26 protein-coding genes are annotated in these 25,344 nt (G+C 48.7%); 14 read left to right on the forward strand and 12 right to left on the reverse strand.

Annotation, left to right across the window (positions count from 1 at the left end):
- Positions 1-90 precede the first annotated feature (90 nt).
- Entirely contained in the window at positions 91-1,245 is a 1,155-nt protein-coding gene (locus C3B51_RS21685; protein ID WP_125716321.1) for a chorismate mutase, read from the reverse strand.
- Between the two features lie 316 nt (positions 1,246-1,561).
- Between C3B51_RS21685 and C3B51_RS21690 the strand changes: the two genes are divergently transcribed.
- Positions 1,562-4,546: a putative bifunctional diguanylate cyclase/phosphodiesterase gene (locus C3B51_RS21690; protein ID WP_130246365.1), complete on the forward strand. Its 2,985-nt coding sequence runs from the start codon at positions 1,562-1,564 to the stop codon at positions 4,544-4,546.
- Between the two features lie 44 nt (positions 4,547-4,590).
- Here C3B51_RS21690 and C3B51_RS21695 read toward each other — a convergent pair whose 3' ends face one another.
- The gene (locus C3B51_RS21695; RefSeq protein WP_130246366.1) at positions 4,591-4,920 is read right to left on the reverse strand and encodes a stress response translation initiation inhibitor YciH; all 330 of its coding nucleotides are present in this window, start codon (positions 4,918-4,920) and stop codon (positions 4,591-4,593) included.
- A 145-nt stretch (positions 4,921-5,065) separates the two neighbouring features.
- On the opposite strand from C3B51_RS21695, the gene C3B51_RS21700 reads away from it, so the two are divergent.
- From C3B51_RS21700 to C3B51_RS21715, 4 genes are all read left to right on the forward strand, one after another.
- Entirely contained in the window at positions 5,066-5,371 is a 306-nt protein-coding gene (locus C3B51_RS21700; protein ID WP_046006651.1) for an STAS domain-containing protein, read from the forward strand.
- 18 nt (positions 5,372-5,389) lie between these two features.
- Entirely contained in the window at positions 5,390-7,036 is a 1,647-nt protein-coding gene (locus C3B51_RS21705) for a fused response regulator/phosphatase (protein ID WP_125716324.1), read from the forward strand.
- Between the two features lie 112 nt (positions 7,037-7,148).
- Positions 7,149-7,808 (forward strand): GAF domain-containing protein, encoded by a 660-nt coding sequence (locus C3B51_RS21710; RefSeq protein WP_125716325.1) that lies wholly within the window; start codon positions 7,149-7,151, stop codon positions 7,806-7,808.
- A gap of 105 nt (positions 7,809-7,913) precedes the next feature.
- Entirely contained in the window at positions 7,914-9,107 is a 1,194-nt protein-coding gene (locus tag C3B51_RS21715; protein WP_130246367.1) for an amino acid aminotransferase, read from the forward strand.
- Positions 9,108-9,171: 64 nt separating this feature from the next.
- Here C3B51_RS21715 and C3B51_RS21720 read toward each other — a convergent pair whose 3' ends face one another.
- The gene (locus tag C3B51_RS21720) at positions 9,172-9,483 is read right to left on the reverse strand and encodes a YebG family protein (RefSeq protein WP_046006647.1); all 312 of its coding nucleotides are present in this window, start codon (positions 9,481-9,483) and stop codon (positions 9,172-9,174) included.
- A 384-nt stretch (positions 9,484-9,867) separates the two neighbouring features.
- Between C3B51_RS21720 and C3B51_RS21725 the strand changes: the two genes are divergently transcribed.
- Positions 9,868-10,161 carry a ComEA family DNA-binding protein gene (locus tag C3B51_RS21725; protein ID WP_125716327.1) on the forward strand — a complete coding sequence of 98 codons (294 nt, stop codon included), beginning with the start codon at positions 9,868-9,870 and terminating at the stop codon, positions 10,159-10,161.
- Between the two features lie 62 nt (positions 10,162-10,223).
- Here the strand turns inward: C3B51_RS21725 and C3B51_RS21730 are convergent, their stop codons facing one another.
- Positions 10,224-11,114, reverse strand: coding sequence for a hypothetical protein (locus C3B51_RS21730; RefSeq protein WP_130246368.1), 891 nt, complete (start codon positions 11,112-11,114; stop codon positions 10,224-10,226).
- Positions 11,115-11,126: 12 nt separating this feature from the next.
- Positions 11,127-13,478, reverse strand: a complete 2,352-nt coding sequence (locus tag C3B51_RS21735) for a TonB-dependent receptor (RefSeq protein WP_130246369.1) — start codon at positions 13,476-13,478, stop codon at positions 11,127-11,129.
- Between the two features lie 284 nt (positions 13,479-13,762).
- Here C3B51_RS21735 and C3B51_RS23705 point away from each other — a divergent pair, with 284 nt between their 5' ends.
- A complete protein-coding gene (locus tag C3B51_RS23705; protein WP_164519169.1) occupies positions 13,763-13,921 on the forward strand; it encodes a hypothetical protein in 159 nt (52 codons plus the stop codon).
- Positions 13,922-13,959: 38 nt separating this feature from the next.
- On the opposite strand, the gene C3B51_RS21740 is transcribed toward C3B51_RS23705, so the two are convergent.
- On the reverse strand, positions 13,960-14,262 hold the full coding sequence (locus tag C3B51_RS21740; RefSeq protein WP_130246370.1) for a hypothetical protein: 303 nt from the start codon (positions 14,260-14,262) through the stop codon (positions 13,960-13,962).
- Between the two features lie 7 nt (positions 14,263-14,269).
- A complete protein-coding gene (gene dsbB, locus C3B51_RS21745; RefSeq protein ID WP_430929764.1) occupies positions 14,270-14,779 on the reverse strand; it encodes a disulfide bond formation protein DsbB in 510 nt (169 codons plus the stop codon).
- 177 nt (positions 14,780-14,956) lie between these two features.
- Here dsbB and C3B51_RS21750 point away from each other — a divergent pair, with 177 nt between their 5' ends.
- Together C3B51_RS21750 and C3B51_RS21755 are read left to right on the forward strand one after the other, a co-directional pair.
- The gene (locus C3B51_RS21750) at positions 14,957-15,364 is read left to right on the forward strand and encodes a nucleotide triphosphate diphosphatase NUDT15 (protein ID WP_130246371.1); all 408 of its coding nucleotides are present in this window, start codon (positions 14,957-14,959) and stop codon (positions 15,362-15,364) included.
- Positions 15,365-15,380: 16 nt separating this feature from the next.
- Positions 15,381-16,487 (forward strand): helix-turn-helix domain-containing protein, encoded by a 1,107-nt coding sequence (locus C3B51_RS21755; RefSeq protein WP_130246372.1) that lies wholly within the window; start codon positions 15,381-15,383, stop codon positions 16,485-16,487.
- Here C3B51_RS21755 and C3B51_RS21760 read toward each other — a convergent pair.
- Together C3B51_RS21760 and C3B51_RS21765 are read right to left on the reverse strand one after the other, a co-directional pair.
- Entirely contained in the window at positions 16,436-17,608 is a 1,173-nt protein-coding gene (locus C3B51_RS21760; protein WP_130246373.1) for a DUF418 domain-containing protein, read from the reverse strand. The genes C3B51_RS21755 and C3B51_RS21760 overlap by 52 nt on opposite strands.
- Positions 17,609-17,761: 153 nt before the next feature.
- Positions 17,762-18,166 (reverse strand): helix-turn-helix domain-containing protein, encoded by a 405-nt coding sequence (locus tag C3B51_RS21765; protein ID WP_130246374.1) that lies wholly within the window; start codon positions 18,164-18,166, stop codon positions 17,762-17,764.
- 110 nt (positions 18,167-18,276) lie between these two features.
- Between C3B51_RS21765 and C3B51_RS21770 the strand changes: the two genes are divergently transcribed.
- From C3B51_RS21770 to C3B51_RS21780, 3 genes are all read left to right on the forward strand, one after another.
- The gene (locus C3B51_RS21770) at positions 18,277-18,891 is read left to right on the forward strand and encodes a class I SAM-dependent methyltransferase (protein ID WP_206076667.1); all 615 of its coding nucleotides are present in this window, start codon (positions 18,277-18,279) and stop codon (positions 18,889-18,891) included.
- A 211-nt stretch (positions 18,892-19,102) separates the two neighbouring features.
- Complete coding sequence (gene fadR, locus C3B51_RS21775) at positions 19,103-19,816, forward strand: fatty acid metabolism transcriptional regulator FadR (RefSeq protein WP_125779042.1); 714 nt, start codon at positions 19,103-19,105, stop codon at positions 19,814-19,816.
- Between the two features lie 312 nt (positions 19,817-20,128).
- The gene (locus C3B51_RS21780; RefSeq protein ID WP_010382361.1) at positions 20,129-20,734 is read left to right on the forward strand and encodes a peroxiredoxin C; all 606 of its coding nucleotides are present in this window, start codon (positions 20,129-20,131) and stop codon (positions 20,732-20,734) included.
- A 194-nt stretch (positions 20,735-20,928) separates the two neighbouring features.
- Here the strand turns inward: C3B51_RS21780 and C3B51_RS21785 are convergent, their stop codons facing one another.
- The 3 genes from C3B51_RS21785 to smrB all read right to left on the reverse strand — a co-directional run bounded on the left by C3B51_RS21785 (position 20,929) and on the right by smrB (position 23,007).
- Positions 20,929-21,216 carry a hypothetical protein gene (locus tag C3B51_RS21785; protein ID WP_130246375.1) on the reverse strand — a complete coding sequence of 96 codons (288 nt, stop codon included), beginning with the start codon at positions 21,214-21,216 and terminating at the stop codon, positions 20,929-20,931.
- A 194-nt stretch (positions 21,217-21,410) separates the two neighbouring features.
- Entirely contained in the window at positions 21,411-22,211 is an 801-nt protein-coding gene (locus C3B51_RS21790) for a response regulator (RefSeq protein WP_125716338.1), read from the reverse strand.
- Between the two features lie 241 nt (positions 22,212-22,452).
- Entirely contained in the window at positions 22,453-23,007 is a 555-nt protein-coding gene (gene smrB, locus C3B51_RS21795; RefSeq protein ID WP_046006634.1) for an endonuclease SmrB, read from the reverse strand.
- Positions 23,008-23,092: 85 nt separating this feature from the next.
- Between smrB and prmB the strand changes: the two genes are divergently transcribed.
- Positions 23,093-24,028 carry a 50S ribosomal protein L3 N(5)-glutamine methyltransferase gene (gene prmB, locus C3B51_RS21800; RefSeq protein ID WP_046006633.1) on the forward strand — a complete coding sequence of 312 codons (936 nt, stop codon included), beginning with the start codon at positions 23,093-23,095 and terminating at the stop codon, positions 24,026-24,028.
- Positions 24,029-24,084: 56 nt separating this feature from the next.
- Positions 24,085-25,185 (forward strand): chorismate synthase, encoded by a 1,101-nt coding sequence (gene aroC, locus C3B51_RS21805; protein ID WP_130246376.1) that lies wholly within the window; start codon positions 24,085-24,087, stop codon positions 25,183-25,185.
- Positions 25,186-25,344 lie beyond the last annotated feature (159 nt).

The following is a 25,344-nucleotide window of genomic DNA, read 5'->3' on the forward strand; positions in this document are numbered from 1 at the left end:
GCTATTTAGTTGTTCTAAATGAGAAGTTTTTAACACCGTTAGCGGCATATTTGCTCCTTCAAATTGAACAGGTATTAAGTGAAATTGGTATTATACCACTTCTACAGCCTGCAGAGATTCACTCTGATAGCAACCCAGGATGCGCACATACTGAGTATGCTCTTTCAGAGATTCCAGGGCACTTTGCACCAGTCTGTCTGCGACATTGGCTTGCAGATCAACATAAAACACTTCTTCCCACGGATTACCTGGTACCGGGCGTGACTCCAGCTTGGTCATATTGATATTGTGCTCTTTAAACACCATCAGCGCGTCGGCCAGTGAACCGACTTTTTGTTTGGTTGCCATGATAAGGCTAGTCTTGGTTGGAATTTGCGTCGATACCTGCAGCGGCTGACGCGCAACCACAATAAAGCGACTGTGGTTTTCTGCCTGATTGGCCAGGCCGGTTTTGAGGACTTCCAGACCAAATCCTTTACCGGCCTGTGCAGAGCCGATGGCAGCACTGTTTGGCGTATCAGCTGCCAGTTTTAGTGCGCTGGACGTAGAGTCACAGGTTTCCTGTGTTAGGTCACCAAGCCCTTCTAAAAAGCGGCTGCACTGTGCAAAAGGCTGGTGGTGAGCAAAAATCTTGTTGATGTCTTTAAGTGTTGTGCCTTCTTTTGCCAGCAAACAGTGCTCAACACTGTGCGTCACTTCACCAATAATGGAGACCTGAGCGTGCTGTAGTAAGTCAAACACTTCGTTGATACTGCCCGAGCTGGTGTTTTCTATTGGCAAAATGCCGTAGTCTGCCTGGCCTTTTTCAACCGATTGAGTGATATCGGAAAACGTCTGACAGCCAAGCTCAACTAAGGTGCCCGGACGGCGGCTAAAATACTTATGGCAGGCAAGCTGGCTATAGGAGCCTTGTCCGCCGAGATAAGCCACTTTATGGGTATCGCTTAACGACTCCGGGTTCAGGCTCTTTTGTAGCAGTGCTTGTTGATTTAATACCGAGTCTTCGAGGATCACCTGAAAAACATTATTGATATAGAAAGGATCCAGGCCAAGCGATTTACCATAGCTGATCAGCTTTTCCAGCAGTGCCAGCTCGCGCGCCTCATCTCGGATTGGTTTGTTGTTGGTGATCTTATACTCCAATACGCTGTGACTCAGTCTGCGGCGTTTTGCCAGCAGGATCAGCAGCTCTGAGTCAATTTCGTTGATGTCCTTGCGCAGGGCATCCAAAGTATCTTGTGTCATAGGTCCTCACTCCCATTTTGCCAAAAAAAAACCTCCCAGTGTGGGAGGCTTAGCTATCTGAACTTTTACACGCAAACAGTTAAGCCTCTTCACCTAAAGAAGCTAAAAAAGAAAAAATAGTTGCGTGCGTTTAAAGTCATAAATCTGTCTAATTTGTGGTGCTTAATCTAATTAACGCTATTATTAGCACAGATCATTTTAACTATACAAGCCCGAATGTTGACATATCTGGCAAAGTGTTTGGCGAGGTTCCCCATGATCTGGTATATTCTGCGCACTTATTATGAAAAAACTGTAACTAGCTAAAAGGTTTATCGTGGGCTATCGACGACCTGTGTCTCGCTTTGGTTTTAACTCGCTCAGTGTCAAGCTCCCGCTGCTCACTGCCGTTGTATGTTTGATGGCCGGCGCCATCGCAGCCGCTTTGCTGCTGAAAACCGAAGAAAGGCAGCTGGTTTATGAAGAGTTTCATAAGCTGAGAGTGCAAAGTGAACAAACCTTGATGCATTTCTCTGAATTTCTGACCTCAAAGAAAAAGCTGGCTCAACAGGCCAATATGGTGGTCAGTCGCGCTTTGTTTACAGAGCAATCTGGAGACACGGCGACACAACATCAGGTACAGCTTAACCATACCGACGAGCGTATTAATAGCATTGCAGCGAATGGCATTTCAGCCGCTTACCTGCCCGCCAAGAACCTGAATGAGCAAACTCAAACTCTGCTCACTGAATCTGAATATGTGTGGAATTCTCTGTCCCCTTTGTTGTTGCAGGATTTTTTCAATTTTTACTTGTATACCACAGACGATTTTGTGCGTATCTCGCCGCCAAACTCCTTGCTGGTAGAGGGTAAGGGAGGCAATCATTTCAGCACCCATGCACTGCCTCTGCTGCGTGAAGAACTTAACCCGACGCGTCAGGCGTTGTGGTCCGGGATCCACTACGATGAGGTCTGGAGTAAATGGGTTGTCAGTGTGCTGGTTCCTGTATACGTAGACGACACCTATCAAGGGTTTACTGGCAGTGATCTGGAACTGGATGTACTGCTGAGACACTTACCGGAGGCCAGCGAAGAGCTGGCGTATATCGTGTTTGATAAGCAGGGGCGCGTGCTATCTGCACCAACCATGGGGATCCTGGCGCATAACAATGAGCTGGCAGATAAATCATCGTTGCCTCAGGCTTTTAAACAAATGATTGAGCGCACCTTGCAGGTTAACCTCCCTAGCTTACAAAGTGAGTTCGGTTATAACCAGGCATCGTATTTGGCGAACGTTGTCCATCTGACGGAGCTGGATTGGTACATTGGGTATTACAAACAACGAGATACCGCGCTATTTGCACTCAACGATTTAAAATGGAAGTTCTCTGGTCTGTTTATTATCTATGGTTTGTTTGTGTCTTTACTGCTGCATCAGGTGATTTATCACTTGATCCTTAAGCGTCTCAATTACGCTGCGGATGCCTTGATTTCTTTCGGCAAAGGTCAGCTTGACCATCCCGAACTGCCAGATGCAAATGATGAGTTAGGTGTACTGAACGCTTCAATCAATGATATGAGTGGTGAAACCCGCAAACTGATCCAGGGTTTGAATACCCGGGTATCTGAAAAAGAATCGGCGCAAAAGCAGGCCAACCGGCTTGGCAAGGCGGTAGAGTTTTCTGGTACTGGGGTCATCATTACCAACGACAGGTTTAAGATAGAGTATGTGAACCCCAAAATGCTAGAGATGACCGGCTACAATGAGGCACATTTTATCGGCTCCCCCTTGTTGGCTATCGTGTCAAAAGAAATGGCCATTATTATAGATGACATTGATTTTGACTTGCGCAGTCGCAATTACTGGCGTGGCGATACGCTGCTTCAGGGCGTGTCGAATGAGCAGATCTGGGTCAGCCTCAGTATTTCTCCCATTCGCGAAGACGGGGGGCGGATATCCAGTTATGTTGCGTCGGCTCAGGATATTTCCTTTGTGAAAGAAAGCCAGCGCAAAATGGAGGAGCTGGCTTATTTTGACACCCTGACTGGGCTTGCCAATCGCACCTTCTTTCGCATGCAGCTACGCAAGTCGATGGCGCTGGCCGAGCGCGGACACTATGCTTTTGCCCTGTTTTATTTTGATCTCGATGAATTCAAGCGGATCAATGACACCTTGGGTCATGATGCTGGCGACCGTTTACTGGTTGAAGTGGCAGACAGACTCAAACAGCGACTGCGCGCAGAAGACACCATCGCGCGCCTGGGCGGCGATGAGTTTGCTGTGCTGCTCAGTGGTATCGAAAGCCGGGAAAACGCCATGGATGTGGCCTACACAATCCAGCGCACACTGGCAAAGCCCATTCGTCTTGGTAATAACGAAGTGATTGTCAGCGCCAGTATTGGTATTACCCTGGCCCCGTTTGATAGCAAAGAAGAAGAGCAACTCCTGAAGCATGCCGACCTGGCCATGTACGAAGCCAAAGCAAAAGGGCGAAATACCTTCCACTTCTACTCGCAGGAGTTGGATGCAGCTGCTAACGAGCGGTTATATATTGAAAACGAGCTGCGTCAGGCCATCAAAGAAGGGCAGTTTAGCCTGCGCTATCAGCCTCAGATAGACAGCACCACAGAGCAGGTTGTCGGCTATGAGGCGCTGGTGCGCTGGTATCACCCTGAAAAGGGCTTTATTGCGCCAACTAAGTTTATTCCTATCGCTGAGGCGACCGGCATGATAGTTGAACTGGGTGCCTGGGTACTGCGTGAAGCCTGCCAGTTCTCAGCCCGTTTGCGCCGCAGTGGGCGGGCTGCGGATATTTCTGTCAACTTGTCGGCACGCCAGTTTAAAGACGTCGAATTAATCGAACACATTGCCACGACGCTAAAAGAAACCGGCCTGTCTCCCCAGATGCTGCATTTAGAGCTGACAGAGAGCATGTTAATGGGCGATGTTGAAGCGGCCATAGAGCAACTACTGGAAATGAAGAAGCTTGGTGTGTCCTTGTCTATAGACGACTTTGGTACAGGCTATTCGTCTTTAAGCTACCTCAAGCGTTTTCCGGTCGATGTGCTAAAAGTCGATCGCTCCTTTGTCAAAGATATCCCTGAGGATTCCAATGATATGGAAATCACAGCGGCAATCATCGCGATGGCGCAAAAGCTGAGTATGAAGGTCATTGCAGAAGGGGTAGAGACCGAGGAGCAGGTGGCATTTTTACAAAGAAATAACTGCTTTATTGTACAGGGTTACTATTACAGCGCGCCCCTGACTGAACATGAGATTTTAATGCAAAGCCAGCATCCGGACATTGGGCAGGCCAAGTAGGCCTGCTGTGGCGCACTGATAGCTGACTTTGTCAGAGACCTGGATCAGCCACCGGCGATTTTAACTTTAAAACCCTGCGCTTCGAGCAGCGCTTTAAGTTTATTGCGGTCGTCACCCTGGATCTCAATCACACCGTCTTTGAGTGCGCCACCCTGACCCATCTTACTTTTCAGTGTTTTTGCCAGTTTCTTCAGATCATGTTCAGCCGGGTCTATGCCAACAACCAGCATGACACCTTTTCCCTTACGACCTTTCGTTTGTCGCTCAATACGCACTGCGCCGTCTTTAAACAATTTTACTTCTGGCTCAGCCGGGGTTTCGGCGTGTTTGATCCGGCCTGACTCGGTGGAATACACCAAACGACTCTCTGACATTTTGACTCTCCTGTTTATAACTCACGCTCGTCATGGTAACAAAAAGCGTTTTGAAGAGAGATAATTTTTTGGCTAATTCCACTTATCGGTTTATATTTAAAACAACATCATGGATACCAAAATTCAACCAAAGTAGGAGCTTGCAATGAGCCTGAGCAAAAATGCTTCAGCGGACGGAAAAACTTTAACGATTCAAATCAAAGGAAAGTTTGATTTTAACCTGGTCCAGTCTTTTCGTCAGGCCTATGCCGAAGTAGGCAGCCAAACGGAGAAAGTGGTTGTTGATCTGCGTGACACCGATTATATGGATAGTTCCGCATTAGGTATGTTGCTTAATATGAAAAAAACCTTAGGCGACTCGGTATCTAGCATCCAGATCAGTAATTGCCGACCTCAACTGAAGAAGATTTTACAGATTTCACGCTTCGATAAGAAATTCGATATCGACTAATTCACGAGGGACTCGTGCATGTTAATTTTGGTTGTGGATGACCAGCCACTCAATTGTCGGTTGCTACAAACCATGCTTGAACACCAACATTACGATGTGCTGGTGGCAAACAATGGCCAGGAAGCCCTGGAAGTGCTTTCTCAGCACGATGTCGACATTGTCTTATTGGATGTCATGATGCCAGTTATGGATGGCTTTGAAACCGCCCCCAAAATTAAAGAGCATGCCGGTGATGTGTATTTACCCGTGATTTTTATCACGGCCCTGGAAGACCACGCTAGTTTTGAGAAGTGTCTGCATGTTGGTGGCGATGATTTTATCCACAAACCCTTTGATCGGATCGTACTTTCTGCAAAGATCCGTGCCCATGCCCGCACGCGAAAACTCAGTAAAGAAGCCCACGAACAAAAAAAGCAGCTTGAGTATCACTACAACCAGATTGAGCGCGAACACGAAATTGTAGAGCATATCTTTCGTAATGCTTTGTCCGGTCAGCAGGACTTTGCTGACTTGTGTGATTACCACCTGTCTCCGGCCTCGATGTTCAACGGTGATATGTTTTTGATGGCAAAAAGTCCTATAGGCGGGTTTTATTGTCTGCTGGGAGATTTCACTGGTCATGGCCTGGCTGCTGCGGTCGGCGCGCTCCCGGCATCAAAGATTTTTTATACCATGGTTCAAAAAGGCATGGCGGTGAATGACATTGCTGCCGAGCTGAACAGTTCATTGAATACTTTATTACCTGGGCACATGTTTTGCGCCGCTGCAATTATAGAGATCAGCAGCTCCGGGCGAAATCTGTCAGCCTGGCTGGGGGGCTTTCCCGACATTTATCTGATAGACAGTCAGGGGCAGGTGCTTAAAACCATAGAATCTCAGCATATGTCGCTTGGGATCCTCGATGAGGATGAATTCGAGCGCAATACCTTGCACTTTGAAGTTGAGGTGGGCACGCGCCTGGTGATGGCAACGGATGGCATTATTGAAAGCGAAGCGCCTGACGGTGAGCTGTTCGGTGAGCAACGACTGATCGATGTGCTGCGCTGTAAGGTTGATATTTCAACCAAAGATATTATCCAGCAGGTACGTGAATACAGTGGTCATAAAGAGCAACAGGATGATTTAAGCATCGCGATTATTAACTGCTTACCCGATAACTCAAGTGAGGCTCTTCCGCCCGAGTATTCTACTTTGCCATTTAATATTAGTATTTCGCTGAATGCTCAGCAGATGCGCTTTACCGATCCGGTACTCGAGCTGGTGGATATTTTGTCTAAAGTCGAGGGTCTGCACGCCCATAGATCCAACGTCTTTTTGTTACTTTCAGAGGCATATAACAATTCGCTGGATCACGGTGTACTGGGATTAAAGTCGGATTTAAAAAATCAGGATGATGGGTTTATTGAGTATTACCATCAACGGGCTCGTGCACTGGAAAGCCTTAAGGATGCGCTGATCATTATTAATGTCCGTTTTTGCCCGGAAGAGTATTGTCTCGTGTTCAATATTTGTGATTCGGGTAACGGGTTTGATCAAAGCTCAACAGCACAACATCAGTCGCAACAAGAGCATGGCAGAGGGGTTGAGCTACTCTCTGAAATTGCACAAAGTGTGACCTATAACCAGGTCGGCAATGAGGTTGAACTGGTGTACTCGCTCAGATGAGCCAGGCCGCAGGCCGCTTCCCTTGTTAAAAATAAAATATTCGAATTACACTCTGGTATCCCCCGTTCGTCCATGATAAATTTGATGGGTATTTAGATGTTTGGATGGCCAAATGATTTTTACCTACCTTTCTCATTGTAATTTATCTATCAGCGAAACCGCTGTGGCAGCCCAGCTTAGTGAGCTGGATGCGTATCTTGAAACACATCACCTGGATGCCATATGGTCATACCAAATTCCGGAACTTGGAGAAGGAGGCAGTTGTAGCCTGTTTGGCCACTTACAGGAAGCCCCTTTTTTACTGGCAGAGTATGTTTGCAGAAATAGTGAGAGCGAGCAGCAATTGTCGCGTTTACAGACCATTGCGCAATATGTTAAAGCCGCCACCGGTATAGACTGGTTTGGTATTTATCAGGCTAGAGAGGCCGATGGCATGCAGCAGTTGTTGAAGTTGGCATACTACGGGGCGCCAAGTCGGCCCTTGTTCCCAATTACCGATGCATTCGCTGCGACGTCAAACAATATTCAAACTTATCTGTCCGAGCAGGCCCGGGTTATTAATAACATCCCGGATTATGTGGCCGAAGGCGGTGAGTATTACACCTGTGATCCTAAGGTGCAATCAGAGGTTTGCCTTCCGCTTTTAGATCCACAAGGCAAGTGCCTGGGGATCATAGATGCAGAAGCTTTTGAACAAGAGTGCTTCGATGAATACAAGTTGGCAGTTTTAGTTGCCGCTTGCATCCGCGCAATTGAAAATCTTCCCGGTTAAGCGGACTCGTCTTCGCGACAACTTATGTTAATATGAGCTGAAAGTTAACCCCGCGACAAACGAGTAAGAAAACCTCGTTTACGTTAATTAGGAAAAGAGAGAATCATGTTTTCAGAACTAAAACCACTTCCGACGGATCCAATTCTTGGCCTGATGGCTGCCTACAAAAAAGATACTAACCCGAATAAAATTGACCTGGGGGTTGGGGTGTATAAAGACGAGCAGGGTCATACCCCGGTTCTGAAGGCGGTAAAAAAGGCCGAAGCGTTTCGCCTGCAAAATGAAACAACAAAGTCTTACATTGGTCTGGCGGGCAATCTTGATTACTGCGATAAGATGGAAAAACTATTACTGGGTAATGGCCATCCGGCATTGTTGGCCAATCGCACCAGAACGGCTCAGACACCAGGCGGCACAGGGTCTTTGCGCGTGGCGGCTGAATTTATTAAGCGCTGCAATACCGATGCGACTGTTTGGGTAACGACACCAACTTGGGCAAATCATATCAGCTTGTTTGAAGCTGCTGGTCTGACAGTCAAAGAATACCCGTACTATGACTATGAAAACAAAGGCCTGTTGTTCGATGAAATGATCGAAACGCTGAAGCAGGTACCTAAAGGCGATATCGTCTTACTGCACGCATGTTGTCATAATCCAAGTGGTATGGATTTAAACGCTGAGCAATGGCAAGTCGTGGCAGAGTTAGCGAAAGATGTGGGCTTTACACCGCTTATTGACATTGCCTATCAGGGCTTTGGTCGTGGCCTTGAAGAAGACGCACAAGGTCTGCGTCTGCTGGCTGCAACTGTGGACGAAATGCTGATCTGTTCTTCGTGCTCGAAAAACTTTGGCCTGTATCGTGAGCGCATCGGTGCGTGCTCATTCATTGCTAAAGATGCAGCGGTGGCAGATGTAGCCAATTCAGTGTTACTTAGCGTTGTACGTAGTATCTACTCAATGCCTCCTGCACACGGTGCGGACATTGTGAACACCATTTTGGGCAGTGAAGAGCTAACTCAAGAGTGGCATCAGGAGCTGGCAGAGATGCGCGACCGTATCAATGGCTTGCGCAGCTTGCTAAAAGACAACCTGAATGCGAAAGGCACATCACAGGACTTCTCTTTCATTGAGCGTCAGAACGGAATGTTCTCTTTCCTGAGCATAGACAAAGCACAAATTGACAGACTACGTGAAGAGTACTCAATTTATATTGTAGGCTCCAGCCGTGTAAACGTTGCGGGTGTCAGCAAAGACAATATCGATTACTTTGCAGATGCCGTTGCGGCAGTTTTGAAATAAGTGCATTAATATGAAAAAAGCCAGCTTCCGTCGGGAGCTGGCTTTTTTGTTTTGGTCTGAAAGGTTAGGCCTGTTTGATGGCGGTGACCTTATCATCATTCCCTTTCTTACTGGCAGGCTTTTCCTCAGTGTCTTTCTTTGTTGACACTTTGCCGCCTTTCAGGATGGCCATAAAGTCATCTTTTTGTTTGGCAATTTCCAGTGCAAGCGACTCAACCTGCTGCTCACTGAGTGGGACGTCAACTTTTTCTAACATGCCTTCAAGCGCTTCTGCAACATCCAGCATTTTATCATAAGCATCCGCCTCTTTTTTGCTGGTAAACGTCATACGCTCTACTCCATTTCTTTCTACCACATACTTTACGATAACTGCCATGATCACTCTCCACGAACACTGTTTTTATATACAGTAACTTGTCTTGTCAATAATTACAACCGATAAAGTGTTGTTATGCGTTTATACTGCCAAATTTAATCTATGCAGCTAAGCTTACACCCGCCAGATCACGCTCGACTAGGTATTAATCTCAAATAAAAACAAACAGATAGTATTATTTATCCACACATCAATGAGACCGTTGGTTTGGCCTTAGCATAAGACACAGAAATTAGCATAACAGTGCAAGATGAAAAATAAGCAACTAAAAAACGCTGACATCATTTTGACATACTCATGGATGTTTACTTTATTTTAACTGTGCATATACATCGCAACGCATGCACTGATACATGGACACTTTATTATGTGAGGGATCTTACTATGAATATCAAAACACTGTTAGCTACATTGGCGTTGTCCGCCGCACTTCCGGTTATCGCTCAGCCAGAACAAACGCCAGCAACCGTGCAGCAAGTCGCCGATGCGGTCATTAATGTCAACCAAGCCAGTGTCGAAGAGCTAACCCGATTACCTGGCATCGGCATGAAAAAAGCGCAGGCCATTGTTCGCTATCGCGAGGAAGCTGGCGAATTTCAGGATATGGACGCCCTATTGCGCGTGAAGGGGATAGGCGTCAACATTCTTGCCAAACTCAAAGGCAGAGTCACTTTTTAGCGTTGTTCCAGAGTCGTCTGGTCATCTCCAGGAGCAGCTCAGGCTGCTCTTTTTACTTCATTTCACTGTGTTTCTTCGAGTGCCCTGGTGGTCTGTTGTTCCAGCTGCTTTTTGAAATAAGCCCGTTCTGACTCAGGCAGATAGCGCAGGTGCAGGTCATAAAACCTCTCGGTCTGATATAGCTTGCGCAAAGCGCCGTTGATCGTTTGCAAAAATTTCCGCGACTCTGGGGTATCAGAGCAGGCGATGTGACCGAGAACAAATGGCGGGTTTTGTGCGATTTCAAGGCTATGAACTTGCTGCAGCGTCAGTGCGCTTGCATAACGCTGTATTGTCGTCGGATAAGTGAGAATAAAACTGACCCGGCCGCGCTCGAACATAGCGATAGTCGACTTGTAGCTGTCACCACCGGGACGCCTGATGAGCTGGTCTTTATTGACGCTGGCGAGCTGAGCATCCAGGTAATCGCCATAGGAGCGTTGCGCTTCGGTGAGTAAAGTCGTTTTAGGGTGGGCCTTCAGCAGTGCATTGAGGTTCGTCAGCTGGCCTTGTGCATTCACAAAGGAGGATAATTCAATATTTAGCGGTAAAAAGTATAACCTGTGGCTGGGGTACAGGTGTACTGGTAAGCTGAATAAGTACTGTTTAGCGCGTTTTTTTGTTTTGATCCGGTTCAGGGCGCAGTAGGGCTGGTTGCTTCTCAGCAACTGGTCAATACGGTTTCCGGGTGCCAGCAGTAACTGTGGGCGGGTCAATTCCGGTGTGGTTTGCGCAATATACTCAAATACCAGATTATTGGAGTCGGTCGATATATCCAGTGTCTGATCTGAAAATACCATCTTGATGTCCAGTGGATCATCACTGAGTAGCAACAGCTGAGCGCTTGCAATGAAAGGCACACAGGCAGACAAGGCGACTGTGCTAAAGAGTAAAAAAGTGCTTACTAAGGTCATATTAGTACTTCTTTAAAACTGGTACGACAGGGATAACCCCCACTCTCTGGGTGGTGCCAGGTAATGCTCGGCCACACCAAAGACTTCGGTAAAGTCATTGCCACCGATAAGCACACGCTTATCAGTGAGGTTGCGAACAAACAAGGCAAGCTCCAGCTGATCTGTGATGGCATGACTGATACGCGCATTCACTAAGGCAAAACTCCCTTGTGCACCCAGCTCAGTATTAAACACATCGTTATACGTTTTGCTGCGAAAACCCCAGTCGAGCCCAAGCTTGACGGGGTGTTGCAAGGTGGTGTGCCAGTGATACCTGAGCCCCATAGCGGCGGTCCAGCGCGGTGAACGCATCAGTTTGCTGTCCGTGGTGACCTGAGTGGCAGTACCCACAGAATCGAACCGGGCATCTGTGTATGAGAGGTTGCCAGACAGGCGCCAGTCTGGCGCTGGCAGTGCCTCAAAGCTGGCTTCTATACCGCGAATACGGGTTTCTCCGACATTGTCGATAAAAATCTCAAGGCCTGCTTCAGTAGACTGACCGCCTCGTAATTGCATGTCCTTATGCTGCATATCAAAGGCGGCTAGGCTGACTTGCAAAGTATCGGCCAGTAATTTGGCCTTGTAGCCCAGCTCATACGCCGTGAGGTATTCAGGGTCAAAGGGCTGAGCAGATGTCGGTGAATTAGGTATGCCGTTAAACCCACCTGATTTAAAGCCCCGCGATGCACTTAAGTAGGCGAATTGTTTATCGCTGAAGTGGTATTCAATGCCCCCCTGAGGAGAAAACACCCGCCAGCTGCGCTCGATAGGGCCGCCATTTTTTTGCCCCTGCGTGTGGCGCGTTCTGTCGATCAAAATGACCCCGGCATTATCGGCATCACTTTGTACCTGCTGCATTTTATCCTCGAAGGTCAGTCGCCCGCCCAGGTGCACAGCCCAGTGCTGTGTTAGTGCATATTTAATGTGGGTGAACACAGCGGTACTCTTAATATCCACCTGGTTGTCAAAGCCACTGTCGATATCCAGTCCAATGTTCAGCGGGTTACCTGGCCCACCGATGCTGGTTGGATTATCCAAAGAAGAGCCATCGAGTGGCGCCGGGACACTTTCCAGTGCCTGGAAGAGTCCGCCGATAAAAACCAGGTCGGTGAGATGATTGATGTGCTCATCAAAATGGAATAAGCCCACCAGCCAGTCGAGCTGCTCGTCCAGCGCACTGCCGCTGACATGTAGCTCCTGACTGAACTGAAACTGGCGCTGAAAGTCCTGAGTATCGCCAATGATGGCCGGGTTATTATCAAAGTCGCGGCCATACGTGGCATAAAACTCCCGATAGGCGGTGAGTGATTTTAACTGCCATTGCTGGGGTGTTTGCCATTCGAGCGAGAGCAAGATGCCGGATTGATCCAGCGTGTTAAAGTTAGTGCCCAGCGAGGCACTTCGATGCGCACTGCCAAAGATCTGCAGCGGCGGGTAGGGCTCGGCAACACCACTTTGTGCGACCAGGTCGTTATACAGCACCAGCAGATCAGCCTGATCGTTTTTTGCAGCGAGAACAGACGGTGCTGATCCCGAATTAATGCGGCGCTGGTCCAAAGACAGCTGAGCGGTGAGCTGCGGACTGGCCTGATAACGGAACTTGGCGCTTGCTGCCCACTCATCCTGGCCGCCTTCAAACTCGCCGTTGTCACGTATAACAAAGCCATCGCGGTTGAGGTGAGTGAAGGTAAAGCGGCTGCTGAGGGAGTCGCTGAGTGCAAGGTTTGCGCGCATTCGGACATCCCTGCGCTCGAACGCACCCAGTGTGATTTCACCATCGGCAAACGTGTCTTCGACGGGGTCATGCGTGTAGATTGTGACAGCACCCCCTATGGTATTTTTACCAAAAATAGCCCCTTGCGGGCCTCGCAATACTTCAACCTGGCGCACATCATATAAGTCAAAAATACCACCGGGGGAGCGGGCGTAGTAAACACCATCGAGGTAGAGCCCTACGCTAGGATCGACAGTGGGCAGTGGATCAACCTGGCCAATGCCGCGAATGGTGATGTTTGCACAATGTGTACAGCCAGAGTTTTCACCCACTGTGGTGACATCAATGTTGGGAATGAAATAGGCGGCTTCCAGCAAGGTGTTCACATTACGTTCGCGCAGAAACTGCTCTGACATCACAGAAATAGAAACGGGTATGGCAAGCGCGTCTTCTTTGACTTTACGGGCCTCAACCGTTACTTCCAGCAGCTCGTCGATAGACAAGGCGAACACATCGGTGTCATTGCCGGGTGTCTTGTAGGCAACAGAACCTGCGCTAAACAACATACAGCTTGCACAGAAGCTTGTAATACAAGGGAGTCTATTTTTCATTGAGTACCTCAATGATAATGATTATTCCAACTCCCTGGAGGAACAAGCAACGCGGATGACCCAAACTTGCGGGTCATTGAGCTAGATTATAGCAGTTATAATGCGACTCGTCGGACAGCTTGCCCGATTTCAATCGTCAAAGGTGCGATCAATAAATAGCAACAATGTGAAAGGGTATGTCGATAGCATCATCTTGTAACATTTGTTTGTTTTTTGAACTTGAGAATCGCAGAGCCTTTGTGATTTTATGGTGTTGAAACAATAACCAAGAAGGAAGCGAAGTAATGAAACTACAATTAAAAACCAGCAAACTAAAACGTCTTAATGCACAACACCAACAATTGGCACGGGCCAATACCCCTCAGGTAGGCGGCGGTTATACCACTAAGCCCTGGACGGTTTGGTGTGAAGAGCTCAGTAAAGGGCCGGATTGCCGAGCTTAAAGCTGACGAGTAGACAAGTGGTGCAATGCACCACTTTTTTATTGATTGTTTTTGCGAAACTCAGCGATGGCCTGCTGCAAATAAGGCCGGGCAAACTGGATCTCAAGCGGCACGGTGAGCAGAGGATAAGCCAATCCGCATACGAGTAACACGGGCAGCAACATCCAGCCTTCGATAAATGCCAGCGCCATGAATAGCGGAGTCAACAGCATGAGCTTGGCGATATTAAGCATAATTTTTTGTGATGCAGGCAGCTGCGCCAACGCCTGTGCTTTAATACGTTGTTTATCACGTAGTGCAAAGTCATCCAGTTCGGCAAGTTTACTCAGTCTGAAAACCATTTACGTCTCATCTTTTAACAATAAATACGGCGGCAAAGGCGATAAAGCAGACGCTGTAAAGTGCGAAAATCACTTCCATCCAGCCTGGCATCGACAGACCCGCAAAAAACCAGTCAATGTTACCACAATCTCCGGTCGCGGCGAAGAAAGCCGGCAGCCATTCATGTAAAGGCATAAAGCTTGGGAAGTTAGGCACGAAGTCGCAGGTAAAGGCGAACGGATCTGTGGTGGTTTGCATCGCAATATGCTCTTTTGCCAGCAACCAGCCCCAAATCGCCGAAATTCCCCAGCAACTCATAGCGATGAACCTGACAGGCAAACTGGTCGGTGAGGCCAGGCCAATCAAGCCTGCGGCCACAATGCCAAGCACCGCAGTACGCTGATAAATACACATAATGCAGGGTTCAAGGCCCATGGCATACTGAAAATACAAGGCGATGGCTTCCAGCGTGAAAGCGGACAAAAACAACAGGCCCCAGGCAAGCCGGGTACGAGAAAATTCAGCGAGTTTATTCAACATAAGTGTTCCTTTTTTTGCCCGTTATTATGGCGCTGTCATTGCCTCCGGGCAACTGGTTTCAGACTAGTCGTGCGGTTTGACTGCTGAATGCAATATTAGTTTCCGGGACAGACTTATTTCAGAGGTCAAATATGCTATCTTCTGGGCAATTTAACAGTAAAGGAAAAATAAGTAATGCAATCAGTTGTGCGTGTTGGCGTGGCCGTAGTCATAAAACGTCAGGGTAAACTGTTACTGGGCGAGCGTATTGGTGCTCACGGGGCGCATACCTGGGCAACGCCTGGTGGGCATCTTGAGGTGGGCGAAAGCATTGAGCAGTGTGCAAGTCGGGAAGTACTGGAAGAAACTGGCCTTGAACTAACGCGGGTCACACCAATGGGCTACACCAATGATGTTTTTGAGTCCGAAGGCAAGCACTACATCACCTTGTTTATGCAGGGGGAGTGCGAACAAGGAGAGCCACAGTTGCTGGAACCCAATAAATGTGTGCAGTGGCGCTGGTTTTCACCTAATGCTCTGCCAGCACCATTGTTTTTGTCGTTGCGCAATTTATTGGCGCAAGACCCAAGCGGACTTGACTGAATAACTGAGTCCTCCAATGTCATTTCAAGATCTTATCCTGGTAAGCAGTGCCACAACGTGTCTGCTGTTTGTGTTTTTACTGCTGTCTTTGTCGCACCAGCAGCGCACTAACAGCCGCTACTTGCTGGGCTACTTGTTATTAATCGGCGCGGTGCAGCTGGTGGACATTGCCAGCAAGCCGGGTGACACCTTACACCTGTTGATTGGGCCACTGGCGCTCATGCTAGGTCCGCTCTTTTATCTGTATGTGATGTCACAGATCCCTTGTTCAAAAGCCAGTCCGTGGCTGCGAGTATTGCTTTTTTCTCCGGCCGCCCTGGTGACGTTGCATTGGCTGCTGTTTAAGGGGCAGGTGATTGCCACGCCTGTGTTCAGTCACAATACGGTCTTGCATTCAATTGCCCCCATGGAGCTGATTTATGTGCTGGCTGCTATATCGCAATTACGGCAAATCTCGCATGTGCTCAGTCAGAGAGCGGATGGGCCGGCGCCTGTAAAACTGGGTTGGCTGAACTACTTGTGCTATCTCAACCTGATCATACTGTTGCTGGAGACTAGCTACTATATTGTTCGTCAATTCGATGTGTTGCCAGCAATGAATAGCAGGGCATTGCTCAATACGGTATTGCAGCTGTTTTTACTCCTGGTTGCCTGGCGTGCAGCTCACGCACCCCAGGTTATTTTTACTGAGCAGCAGCGCCAGGCTGTGCGCCAGAAATATCAAAAGTCTGGCCTGACGCCCGCGCTGTCTAACTACTATGGGCGCAAACTGGATACCCTGATCCGCGACAAGCAGCCTTATCTGGACAGTGAACTGACCTTGTCGACATTGGCGGAGCAAGTCGGGCTGAACCCGCATAATCTGTCGCAGTTGCTTAATGAACATCTGCAAACCAATTATCATGACTATATAAACCACTGGCGGGTCAAACATGCGACTGAGCTGCTTAAGAATACCAGTCGCTCAGTCGAAGAGATTGCCTATGACAGCGGGTTTGGTACGCGGGCCGCTTTTTACACGGCATTTAAAAAACACCACCAGCTCACACCCGCTAAATGGCGTGTTCAGTTTCAACGGCCTGACAGCGTACGCCAGAGTAACTCAGCTGGCCCGGATGGATAGCGCATCAGCCACCATTTTGAGAGGCCTAGTTGTATCATCCAGACCGTGGCGATAGTTAAAATGGCCCCAACAGCCCCGGTATTAGCGTAAAACCCCAGCCCGTAAAACCACACAGAGCACAACAGGCTTTGCAGCAAATAGTTGCTCAGAGCCATGCGTCCAACCAGGCTCAGGTAGCCCCGCAAGCGACTCAGCCAGCCTCGCAGACTGATGTATGCCAGCAAAGCCATGTAACCACAGGCGGTAAGTACAGATCCCCAGTAATTCCACAGTACATGCTTAAAAAAGTAGTCCGGGAACAACCACTGTTGCTGATGATTAAACCATAACCCGGCCAGCGACATAGCGATCCCAGCGGGGATTGCACAGAGCGCAAAATAGCCATAAAAGCGCCGTGAAAGGTGGCCACTGATAAAACCGAGCCGGTACAACGCCAGGCCAATCAGCATCAGGCCGGATACCCTGAATACGCCCCAGGCGGGAAAGGTTGAAAGGTGAAACTCTTTGGCCAGTTGGGCGCGCATCGTCAATTGTTCAAACCAGCTGCCTGAGAAAGCGTCTAGCTCCGCCTGGTCGATGAGGGCTGTGTGGGCAAAGTGCTGTGTTATCACGTCAAAAAGTATGTGCTCGGGTAGCTGTTTCAGGGCGGCAAATGTCGTCAGGCTGTTGATGGAACCCACAGCCAATATCGCCAGGCCACAAAGTAGCGTCAGCCCAGCCGGGGCGCGGACAAATAATAAAGGGATAACACCGCACACGGCGTAATACACCAGAATATCTCCATGCCAGATCAGGTACGCATGAACGAGGCCAAAGGCGAGCAGAATGAGTAGTCGCTTGAAGTAGTAACCATAGGGAGATTGGCCAGCCTGTATCCGTTTATCGCAGATCAGCGCGGTACTGGCGCCAAACAGCATAGAAAAAATCGCCATAAACTTCTGATCGGCAAACAGGTGCTGGAGCTGCCACCAGAGATGTCCCAGCGACGACTGAGTCGATAGCATCAGTGGTGAAAAATAAGCGGCATAGGGCTCTGAGAAAAGGCGGATGTTCATCAGCAAAATGCCCAGTACGGCAGCGCCTCTGATGACGTCCAGTAAAGTATGTCGGGATTGGTTCACGTCAGGTCTCGGTTAAAGGTAAGAAAAGCCAGACGCTAACATACTGAGCCAGCGTCATTGGCTAATCTGACCGGAATTGACATGGTAACACGCTTACAAGGCACAGCCATATCAACTAACTAATTGATAATAATGATTATAAATATTATCGGACTAGATTTTATGCGAAAGTGGTTTTAGGCGTTTCCCGGCCAGTTTCATCAGGCGCTGAAAAGTCGGGCAGGCGAGGTGGTTGGGGGCCGGGCAGTGGGCTGCATGATGCAGACCATCGCGGATCGCCTGCATAGAGGCAATCTGCTTATCCAGCTCAGCGGTTTTTGCTATCAGCAGGGCACGGTCAATATCAACGCCCTGAGGCAGTAGCATCCGGCCAATTTCATCCAGAGACAGGCCAACGTGACGGCCCAGGTTGATCAATGCCAGTTTCTCCAGCACTGAGGGATCATAGTAGCGGCGCAGACCATGGCGTCCTGTGCTGCGGATCAGCCCTTTTTGTTCATAATATCTGAGGGTGGAAGGCTTGAGCCCGGAGGCTTTGGCGACATCTGCAATATCCATGTGTTTCTCTTTTATGTGAAAGTGAAGACAAAGTGTGCCTGTCAGGGCTTGACCTAAAGTCGACTTTAAGTTGTAGCATGCTTTATATCACTTAACGAGAGGAGACCGTGATGAATTTTGATCCTATGTGGGATGTACGCTTTGCTGGACCTGATTACGCGTATGGCACTGACCCAAATGATTTTTTAAAGGCTCAGGTTAAACAATTGAAAGGTAAACGTGTGTTGAGTCTGGCAGAGGGTGAAGGGCGCAATGCCGTGTACCTGGCAAAGCTGGGCTTTGAGGTGACAGCGGTAGATGCTTCGATTAAAGGCATAGAAAAAGCGCAACAGTTAGCTCAGGCAGCGGGTGTAAAGGTGCAATTTATTCATGCCGATCTGAGCGAGTTTGAGCTTGGCAGTCAGTGTTGGGATAACATTATCGCTATATTTGCGCCATTTCCCCGCCCGTTACGTGAAAAATTGCATCAAGGCGTGGTACGGGCGCTTAAGCCCGGCGGCGTTTTTTTAACGGAGGCCTACGCACCAGAGCAAATACATTTTGGCACCGGCGGCGGCAGCGATGTGAGTACCATGCAGAGTGCGACTCAACTCGCTGAAGAATTAAGCCCGCTGGAATGGAAACACCTGCAACAGCTGGAGCGTCGGGTGGTCGAAGGCCAGTATCACACCGGCCTCGCCGCCGTGGTTCAGGGAGTTGCCATAAAACCGCTAATAAAGCCGTAAAAAAGGACGATTTAGTTGGAGGGAACGTCCCTTTAATGGGGCTTTTCTCAGCCTTTGTTGAATGCTGTTATAAGGTGGAACAGATATGCCTTGTTAGTTGCAAATCATCTGGTACAATCAGTGGATTATTGAGTTGCAGAAGCCTGTTGGTGTGCTACGCACTGAAGCACAGGCTTGTCGACGTACCTTATGTTGTCAAAAGTGGTGCTAAATGAGAATCTTTAAAGCCAAGAGCCCAGCAGGTTTTGCTGAGGAGTATATAGTTGAGTCAATTTGGAATGGCGAATTCCCTCCAGGCTCGATTTTACCAGCCGAGCGCGAGCTGTCCGAGCTTATTGGTGTGACTCGCACCACGCTGCGTGAAGTACTACAGAGACTGGCACGTGATGGTTGGTTGACTATCCAGCATGGCAAACCAACGCGGGTAAACAATTTCTGGGAAACCTCTGGTCTGAATATTCTTGAGACGCTGGCTCGCCTGGATGAAGATAAAGTGCCTGAGCTGACCGATCAGTTATTGTCTGCACGCACCAATATCAGTGCCATTTATACCCGTGCTGCGATTAAGTTTAATCCACAATCTGTGATTGATATTCTGTCTAAGCATGCGGAAGTGGCCGACACAGCAGAAGCCTTTGCCGAGTACGACTATCGTGTGCACCATCAGCTGGCCAGTGCCGGTAACAACAAAATCTATGTACTGATCCTCAACGGTTTTAAAGGCCTGTACTCAAAGATTGGTTGTCACTATTTCTCAGATCCGCGCACCCGTGAGCTGGCCCGCGAGTTTTACGCCGATCTGACAGCGCTGGCAGAAAAAGGTGATCATGACGGTGCCATTACGCTGATGCGTCGTTACGGTCATCGCTCTGGTGAGATTTGGCAACAGTTGCGTGGCGACATGCCAGACGACATCATGGACTAAGTTTGATGGCTCTATGATAAAAAGCACCTCAGGGTGCTTTTTTTGTGCCTGCAAAAACCGGTGATATTGGTTATTCGCTGCGCCATCAATTTATTAGATGGCTGCTATCGGATAATTCGATTGTATCCTTTTGAAGGAACAGCATACACTGAGCGCCAAATAATACCATCTGGTATAGGGGTTGTTTTTTTATAAAACGCCTCAATAATAAGTGACAATTCGCAGTGATACAGAAAAGCGTTGCCTGACATGGCATGTTGCTCTGTGTGATTGTGAGACTTTGGAACTCAAACTAACTATTTGGAGATAACAATGGGTGTATTAGTAGGCCGCAAGGCACCTGACTTTACAGCAGCTGCAGTTTTAGGTAACGGTGAAATCGTAGATGGTTACAATCTACATGAGCGTATCAAAGGTAAGAAAGCGGTTATTTTCTTCTACCCACTAGACTTCACTTTCGTTTGTCCTTCTGAGCTAATCGCATTTGACAAGCGTTACGAAGAATTCCAAAAGCGTGGTGTTGAAGTGATCGGTGTATCTATCGATTCTCAGTTCTCTCACAACGCATGGCGTAACACGCCTGTAAACGAAGGCGGTATCGGTCCGGTTAAATATGACCTGGTTGCTGACGTGAAGCACGAAATCTGTCAGGCGTATGACGTTGAGCACCCAGAAGCAGGTGTTGCTTTCCGTGGTTCTTTCCTAATCGATTCTGAAGGTAACGTACGTCACCAGGTAGTAAACGACCTACCTCTTGGCCGTAACATCGACGAAATGCTGCGCATGGTTGACGCGCTGGCGTTCCACGAAGAGCACGGTGAAGTATGTCCAGCTGGTTGGACTGAAGGCAAAAAAGGTATGGACGCAAGCCCTGAAGGCGTTGCTAAGTTCCTGTCAGAAAACGAAGGCGACCTGTAAGTTCGACTGAGTTGTTCTGAAAAAAACCCGCCTTGTGCGGGTTTTTTTATACCCCAGTTTTGCCCTGTCATGATGTACGTCCCATTGACCTTTTCTGATTGAGAAGTTTAATCAATTCAATTGAGCCATATGCCAGCATCAGGCTGATAACGGGTGTGGCCAGTAAGCTCAACAGTGTTATTTCATTCAGCATGTTATTGTCCTTTATCCTGCGCTTGCTGGGCTGTTTTTTGTTCCGGTGTTAAAGACTGGATAAGCGCCGCTTTGGTGCTTCTTTTCAGCTCAATCAGGTTCGCTTTGATGGTCTGACTGACATGAGACTTAATCTCGCTGAGCACTTCTTGCGTTACGGCTGCGGTCGCATTACTGGTAATGGTGCTGGCATTGACACTGGCTGAGACGCTGGTATTGCCTGCGGCGACAGCGCTGGTGCTTAGGCCAAGAGTCAGGATAAGCATGCTAAGTTGGGTTGCAGTTTTCATTGTCTGGTTCCTTTTGGGTTAGTCACGATGACGTTAATGTGTTAGTCGTTCTAACTATTACAAAGGTTGTGCCAGCTTAAAGAAAACTTTTAATTGATTGAAATGTATGGAGTTTTTCTTTTTTATTTTAGACTGGTCAAAACCCAGGTTGAGGTTTTTGACCAGTCTGAATAGCGGTTTTCACCAACTATTGGTTAGTTTTGTTCAAGCAGTTGGTAGATCAACTGTTTTACAACCTGGGGCTCAAATGGTTTGTCACACAAGGCATTGACACCAGACTGCGCGATATTGGCCAGATGTGTTTCATTGGCCTCAGAAGACACCATCAGGATAGGGACATGGTTATGCTCGTTGGAGTTACGAATGGCCTCAGCCAGCTCCTGACCGTTCACTTCTGGCATGTTGTAGTCGGTGATGATCAAATCAAACATGGTGTCTTGCAAAATAGTCAGCGCTTGTGCGCCATGTTCGGCTTCGCTGACTCGGGATGCGCCCAGATTGTTGAGTACCCGGCGGATATGATTACGTGCCAGTCGGGAATCGTCCACGACCAGGATCCTGAGTTCCTGAATATCATACAAGTCCAGCTCTAACTCTTCCGGGGACAAAATATCCAGGGTCGCATTGAGGGCTTTGCCTAGGTGGGTTTTGTTAAAGGGCTTAGGCAGAATGGCCACGACGCCAGATTGTTTAAAGGCTTCCAGTTGCGGCCTGCGGGTTTCACTGGACACAAGCATAAAGGGCAGCTGATGGTCTGCTAAAGCCGTATGGATATGCTGCAATAACGTGAGTGCGTCACCATCTGGCAGATAGAGTGCACTGATCACTAAGTCGGGTTTGCTGCTATTTAGGCTCTCTATGGCGGCCGCAAGTGTGTCCACACACTCGATATTCTGGATCCCTTCTTCCTGAAGTTCGTTACTGATGATCCGTCTTTGGGTCTGGGACGGCTCCAGGAGTAAGATGCTCAAGTCTGAGCTTAAAAGTTCATTCATGGTTTGAGAGTCAGGTTACAATAAAAAAATAGTCAGATTGACTGGCAATATAACGTATTTGTTACCGTGTCGCTAGCTTGGTGAGCAGGGTGTTAAAACGGGATCTCAGCGCTAATTTACATGTGGCGGGAGAAGGCGCACAAGGTAAAAGCAAAAACCCAGTCAGCGGGTGCTTTGAGAGGGATTTGATAAGGACTGGGGTGAAGGGCAATACGCGCATCGGCGATGGCCCAACATTAACTTAGCGACGAAACTCCATGCTCTGAGGTAAGTCTACCAGGATCAGCACGGCGCCTTTGCCGCCATATTCCAGCGGTGCCTGGTGGATAGCCAGGATATCAGGATGCTGCACCAGATATTGCGGTACTTTGTGCTTTAACACGCGCTCGCCAATGCCATGGACCACGCAGGCACAGGCCACGTGCTGTTTCTTACAGGCGTGGATCAAAGCCGCCAGCTCGTCTTTCGCGGTTTCTTTGTTCATGCCGTGCATATCCAGAATAAGCTCAGGCGCATAGTCACCACGGCGCAACTGTTTGGCCAGGTATTTGTCGGCGCCAGGGCGGACATAATTGACGGTGCCATGTGTGTCTATATCTGGTACGTACTCGTCCGAGAAGTAAAACTCAGCCTGATGCTGTTTCTTTTGCTCGGCGATAACTTCACCCTTAAAGCGCGTCTGGCGCCTTGGCTGCTGCACGGTATCTTGCTTGAACTGACTGGTGCCCGAGACGGCCTCGCGGAACAGGGCGAAATCGTCGGCTGGCAATTGTGAGTTTGATTTATCTGTGTTCATAGCGTCATTTTAAAGAAAAAAAGCGTAAAAACCTAGCGTAAAAACCGTTACAATGCCGCCATACTTATAATAGTGAGAGCAACTCATGAGCGACTCTGTTATTTCTCAGGCGATGGCTGAAGAAGCCTATCAGGATTTAATCACCATTCAGGACTGGTTACGCTGGACCGCCAGCCAGTTTGCAGGCAATGGCGTGTTTTTCGGACACGGTACCGACAACCCGTGGGACGAGGCGGTCAGTTTGGTTTTGCCATTGCTTAATCTGCCTGTTGATGCGCCAAAAGAGCTAATTAGCGCACGCCTGACACACAGCGAGAAAGTCAGGCTGGTAGAATACCTGCGATTGCGTATCGACGAGCGCATTCCGGTTGCCTACCTGACCAACCAGGCTTGGTTCGCAGGGCTGCCTTTTTATGTGGATGAGCGCGTACTGGTACCACGCTCGCCCTTTGCTGAGCTGATCGAAACCCAGTTCAAACCCTGGTTAAAGTCGCCGGAAAAAGTGACCCGGATCCTGGATATGTGTACGGGATCTGGCTGTATTGCTATTGCACTGGCCAAAGCGTTTGAGCAGGCTCAGGTGGATGCGGTTGATATTTCGTTTGATGCACTGGCAGTGGCCGAGATGAACATCCATGACCATCAGGTCCAGGAGCAGGTTTTTGCTATTCAGTCGGACGTGTTCAGCGGGGTGCCCGGACAGCAATATGATCTGATCGTGGCCAATCCTCCCTATGTGGATGCGGAAGATATGGCGGACTTGCCTGAGGAGTTCCATCATGAACCTGAGCTGGGTCTGGCGTCGGGAGAAGATGGACTGGATGTAACACGCACTTTGCTACAAGAAGCCGCAGCACACCTCACCGAAGAGGGGCTGCTATTTGTCGAGGTGGGTAATTCTATGGTACATATGGAAGCGCTTTATCCCGGTGCGCCATTTACCTGGCTGGAATTTGCACGCGGCGGGCTGGGCGTCTTTGTGATCAGTAAAAAACAGTTACTGGATTACTTTAACGACTAAGCGTTTTCCTGTGGTCAGGGAAGCGCAAAGGTGTTTTTTTGGAATGAGGAAAATCAATGGCAGGCAATAGCATAGGCCAGTTATTCAGGGTATCGACCTTTGGCGAAAGTCACGGTGTTGCACTGGGTGGTGTGGTGGATGGTGTCCCGGCGGGGCTGGAACTGGACGAAGCGGATCTCCAGGTCGACCTGGACAGGCGCAAACCCGGACAAAGCCGTTATACGACGCAGCGTCGCGAGGGGGATGAAATTAAAATACTCTCTGGCGTGTTCGAGGGCAAAACCACCGGCACCAGTATTGGCTTATTAATAGAGAATACCGATCAGCGCTCTAAAGATTACAGTAAAATCCAGGACGTGTTCCGTCCCGGCCACGGTGATTACAGCTACTGGCACAAATACGGACACCGCGACTATCGTGGCGGCGGACGCTCGTCAGCCCGGGAAACCGCCATCCGTGTTGCAGCCGGTGGCATAGCGAAAAAATATCTCAAGCAAGTGCATGGCATTGAGATCCATGCCTGTCTGTCGCAGCTGGGGCCAATTAAAGCCGAGCAGTTCGACTGGCAACAGGTCGAGCAGAACCCCTTTTTCTTTCCCGATGCCACTAAACTGGATGCGCTGGATGAATATATGCGCGACCTGAAAAAACAAGGTGATTCGGTCGGTGCAAAGGTAAAAGTGGTGGCCAAAGGCGTGCCTGTTGGTCTGGGCGAGCCGGTATTTGACAGACTGGATGCTGAGTTGGCGCATTCCTTAATGAGCATTAATGCCGTAAAAGGTGTTGAGATCGGTGACGGCTTTGAGGTGGTGGAGCAAAAAGGCTCAGAACACCGGGATGAACTGACACCCGAAGGCTTTACCAGCAATCATGCCGGTGGCGTGCTGGCTGGGATTTCAACTGGTCAGGATATCATTGCCTCGATAGCGCTTAAACCGACGTCGAGCATTACTATCCCGGGTCAGAGCATCAACACCAAGAACGAACCGGTTGAGATGATCACCAAAGGTCGTCATGATCCTTGTGTGGGGATCCGGGCTATCCCGATTGCCGAAGCCATGATGGCCATTACCCTGATGGATCATTTGCTCAGACAACGTGGGCAAAACCCGCATGTTGACTTGCAACATGGCCCAATTGCGGCGCAAAGACCTTAACTGCGCCGCCGGGAAAAAGCCAGCGTTTTTACGCTGGCTTTTTTGTCTGTATGGTTTATACCCATTTGCTTAATTAAGTGTTCTATTTTGAGGCGAGAAAATAGGGTCGATAACCAGGCAAAAATTTTGCTATTTAGTTATTCTAAATAAGAAATTTTT

It is taken from the genome of Pseudoalteromonas rubra (assembly GCF_004212645.1).
GTDB classification, from domain to species: Bacteria; Pseudomonadota; Gammaproteobacteria; order Enterobacterales; family Alteromonadaceae; genus Pseudoalteromonas; species Pseudoalteromonas rubra_G.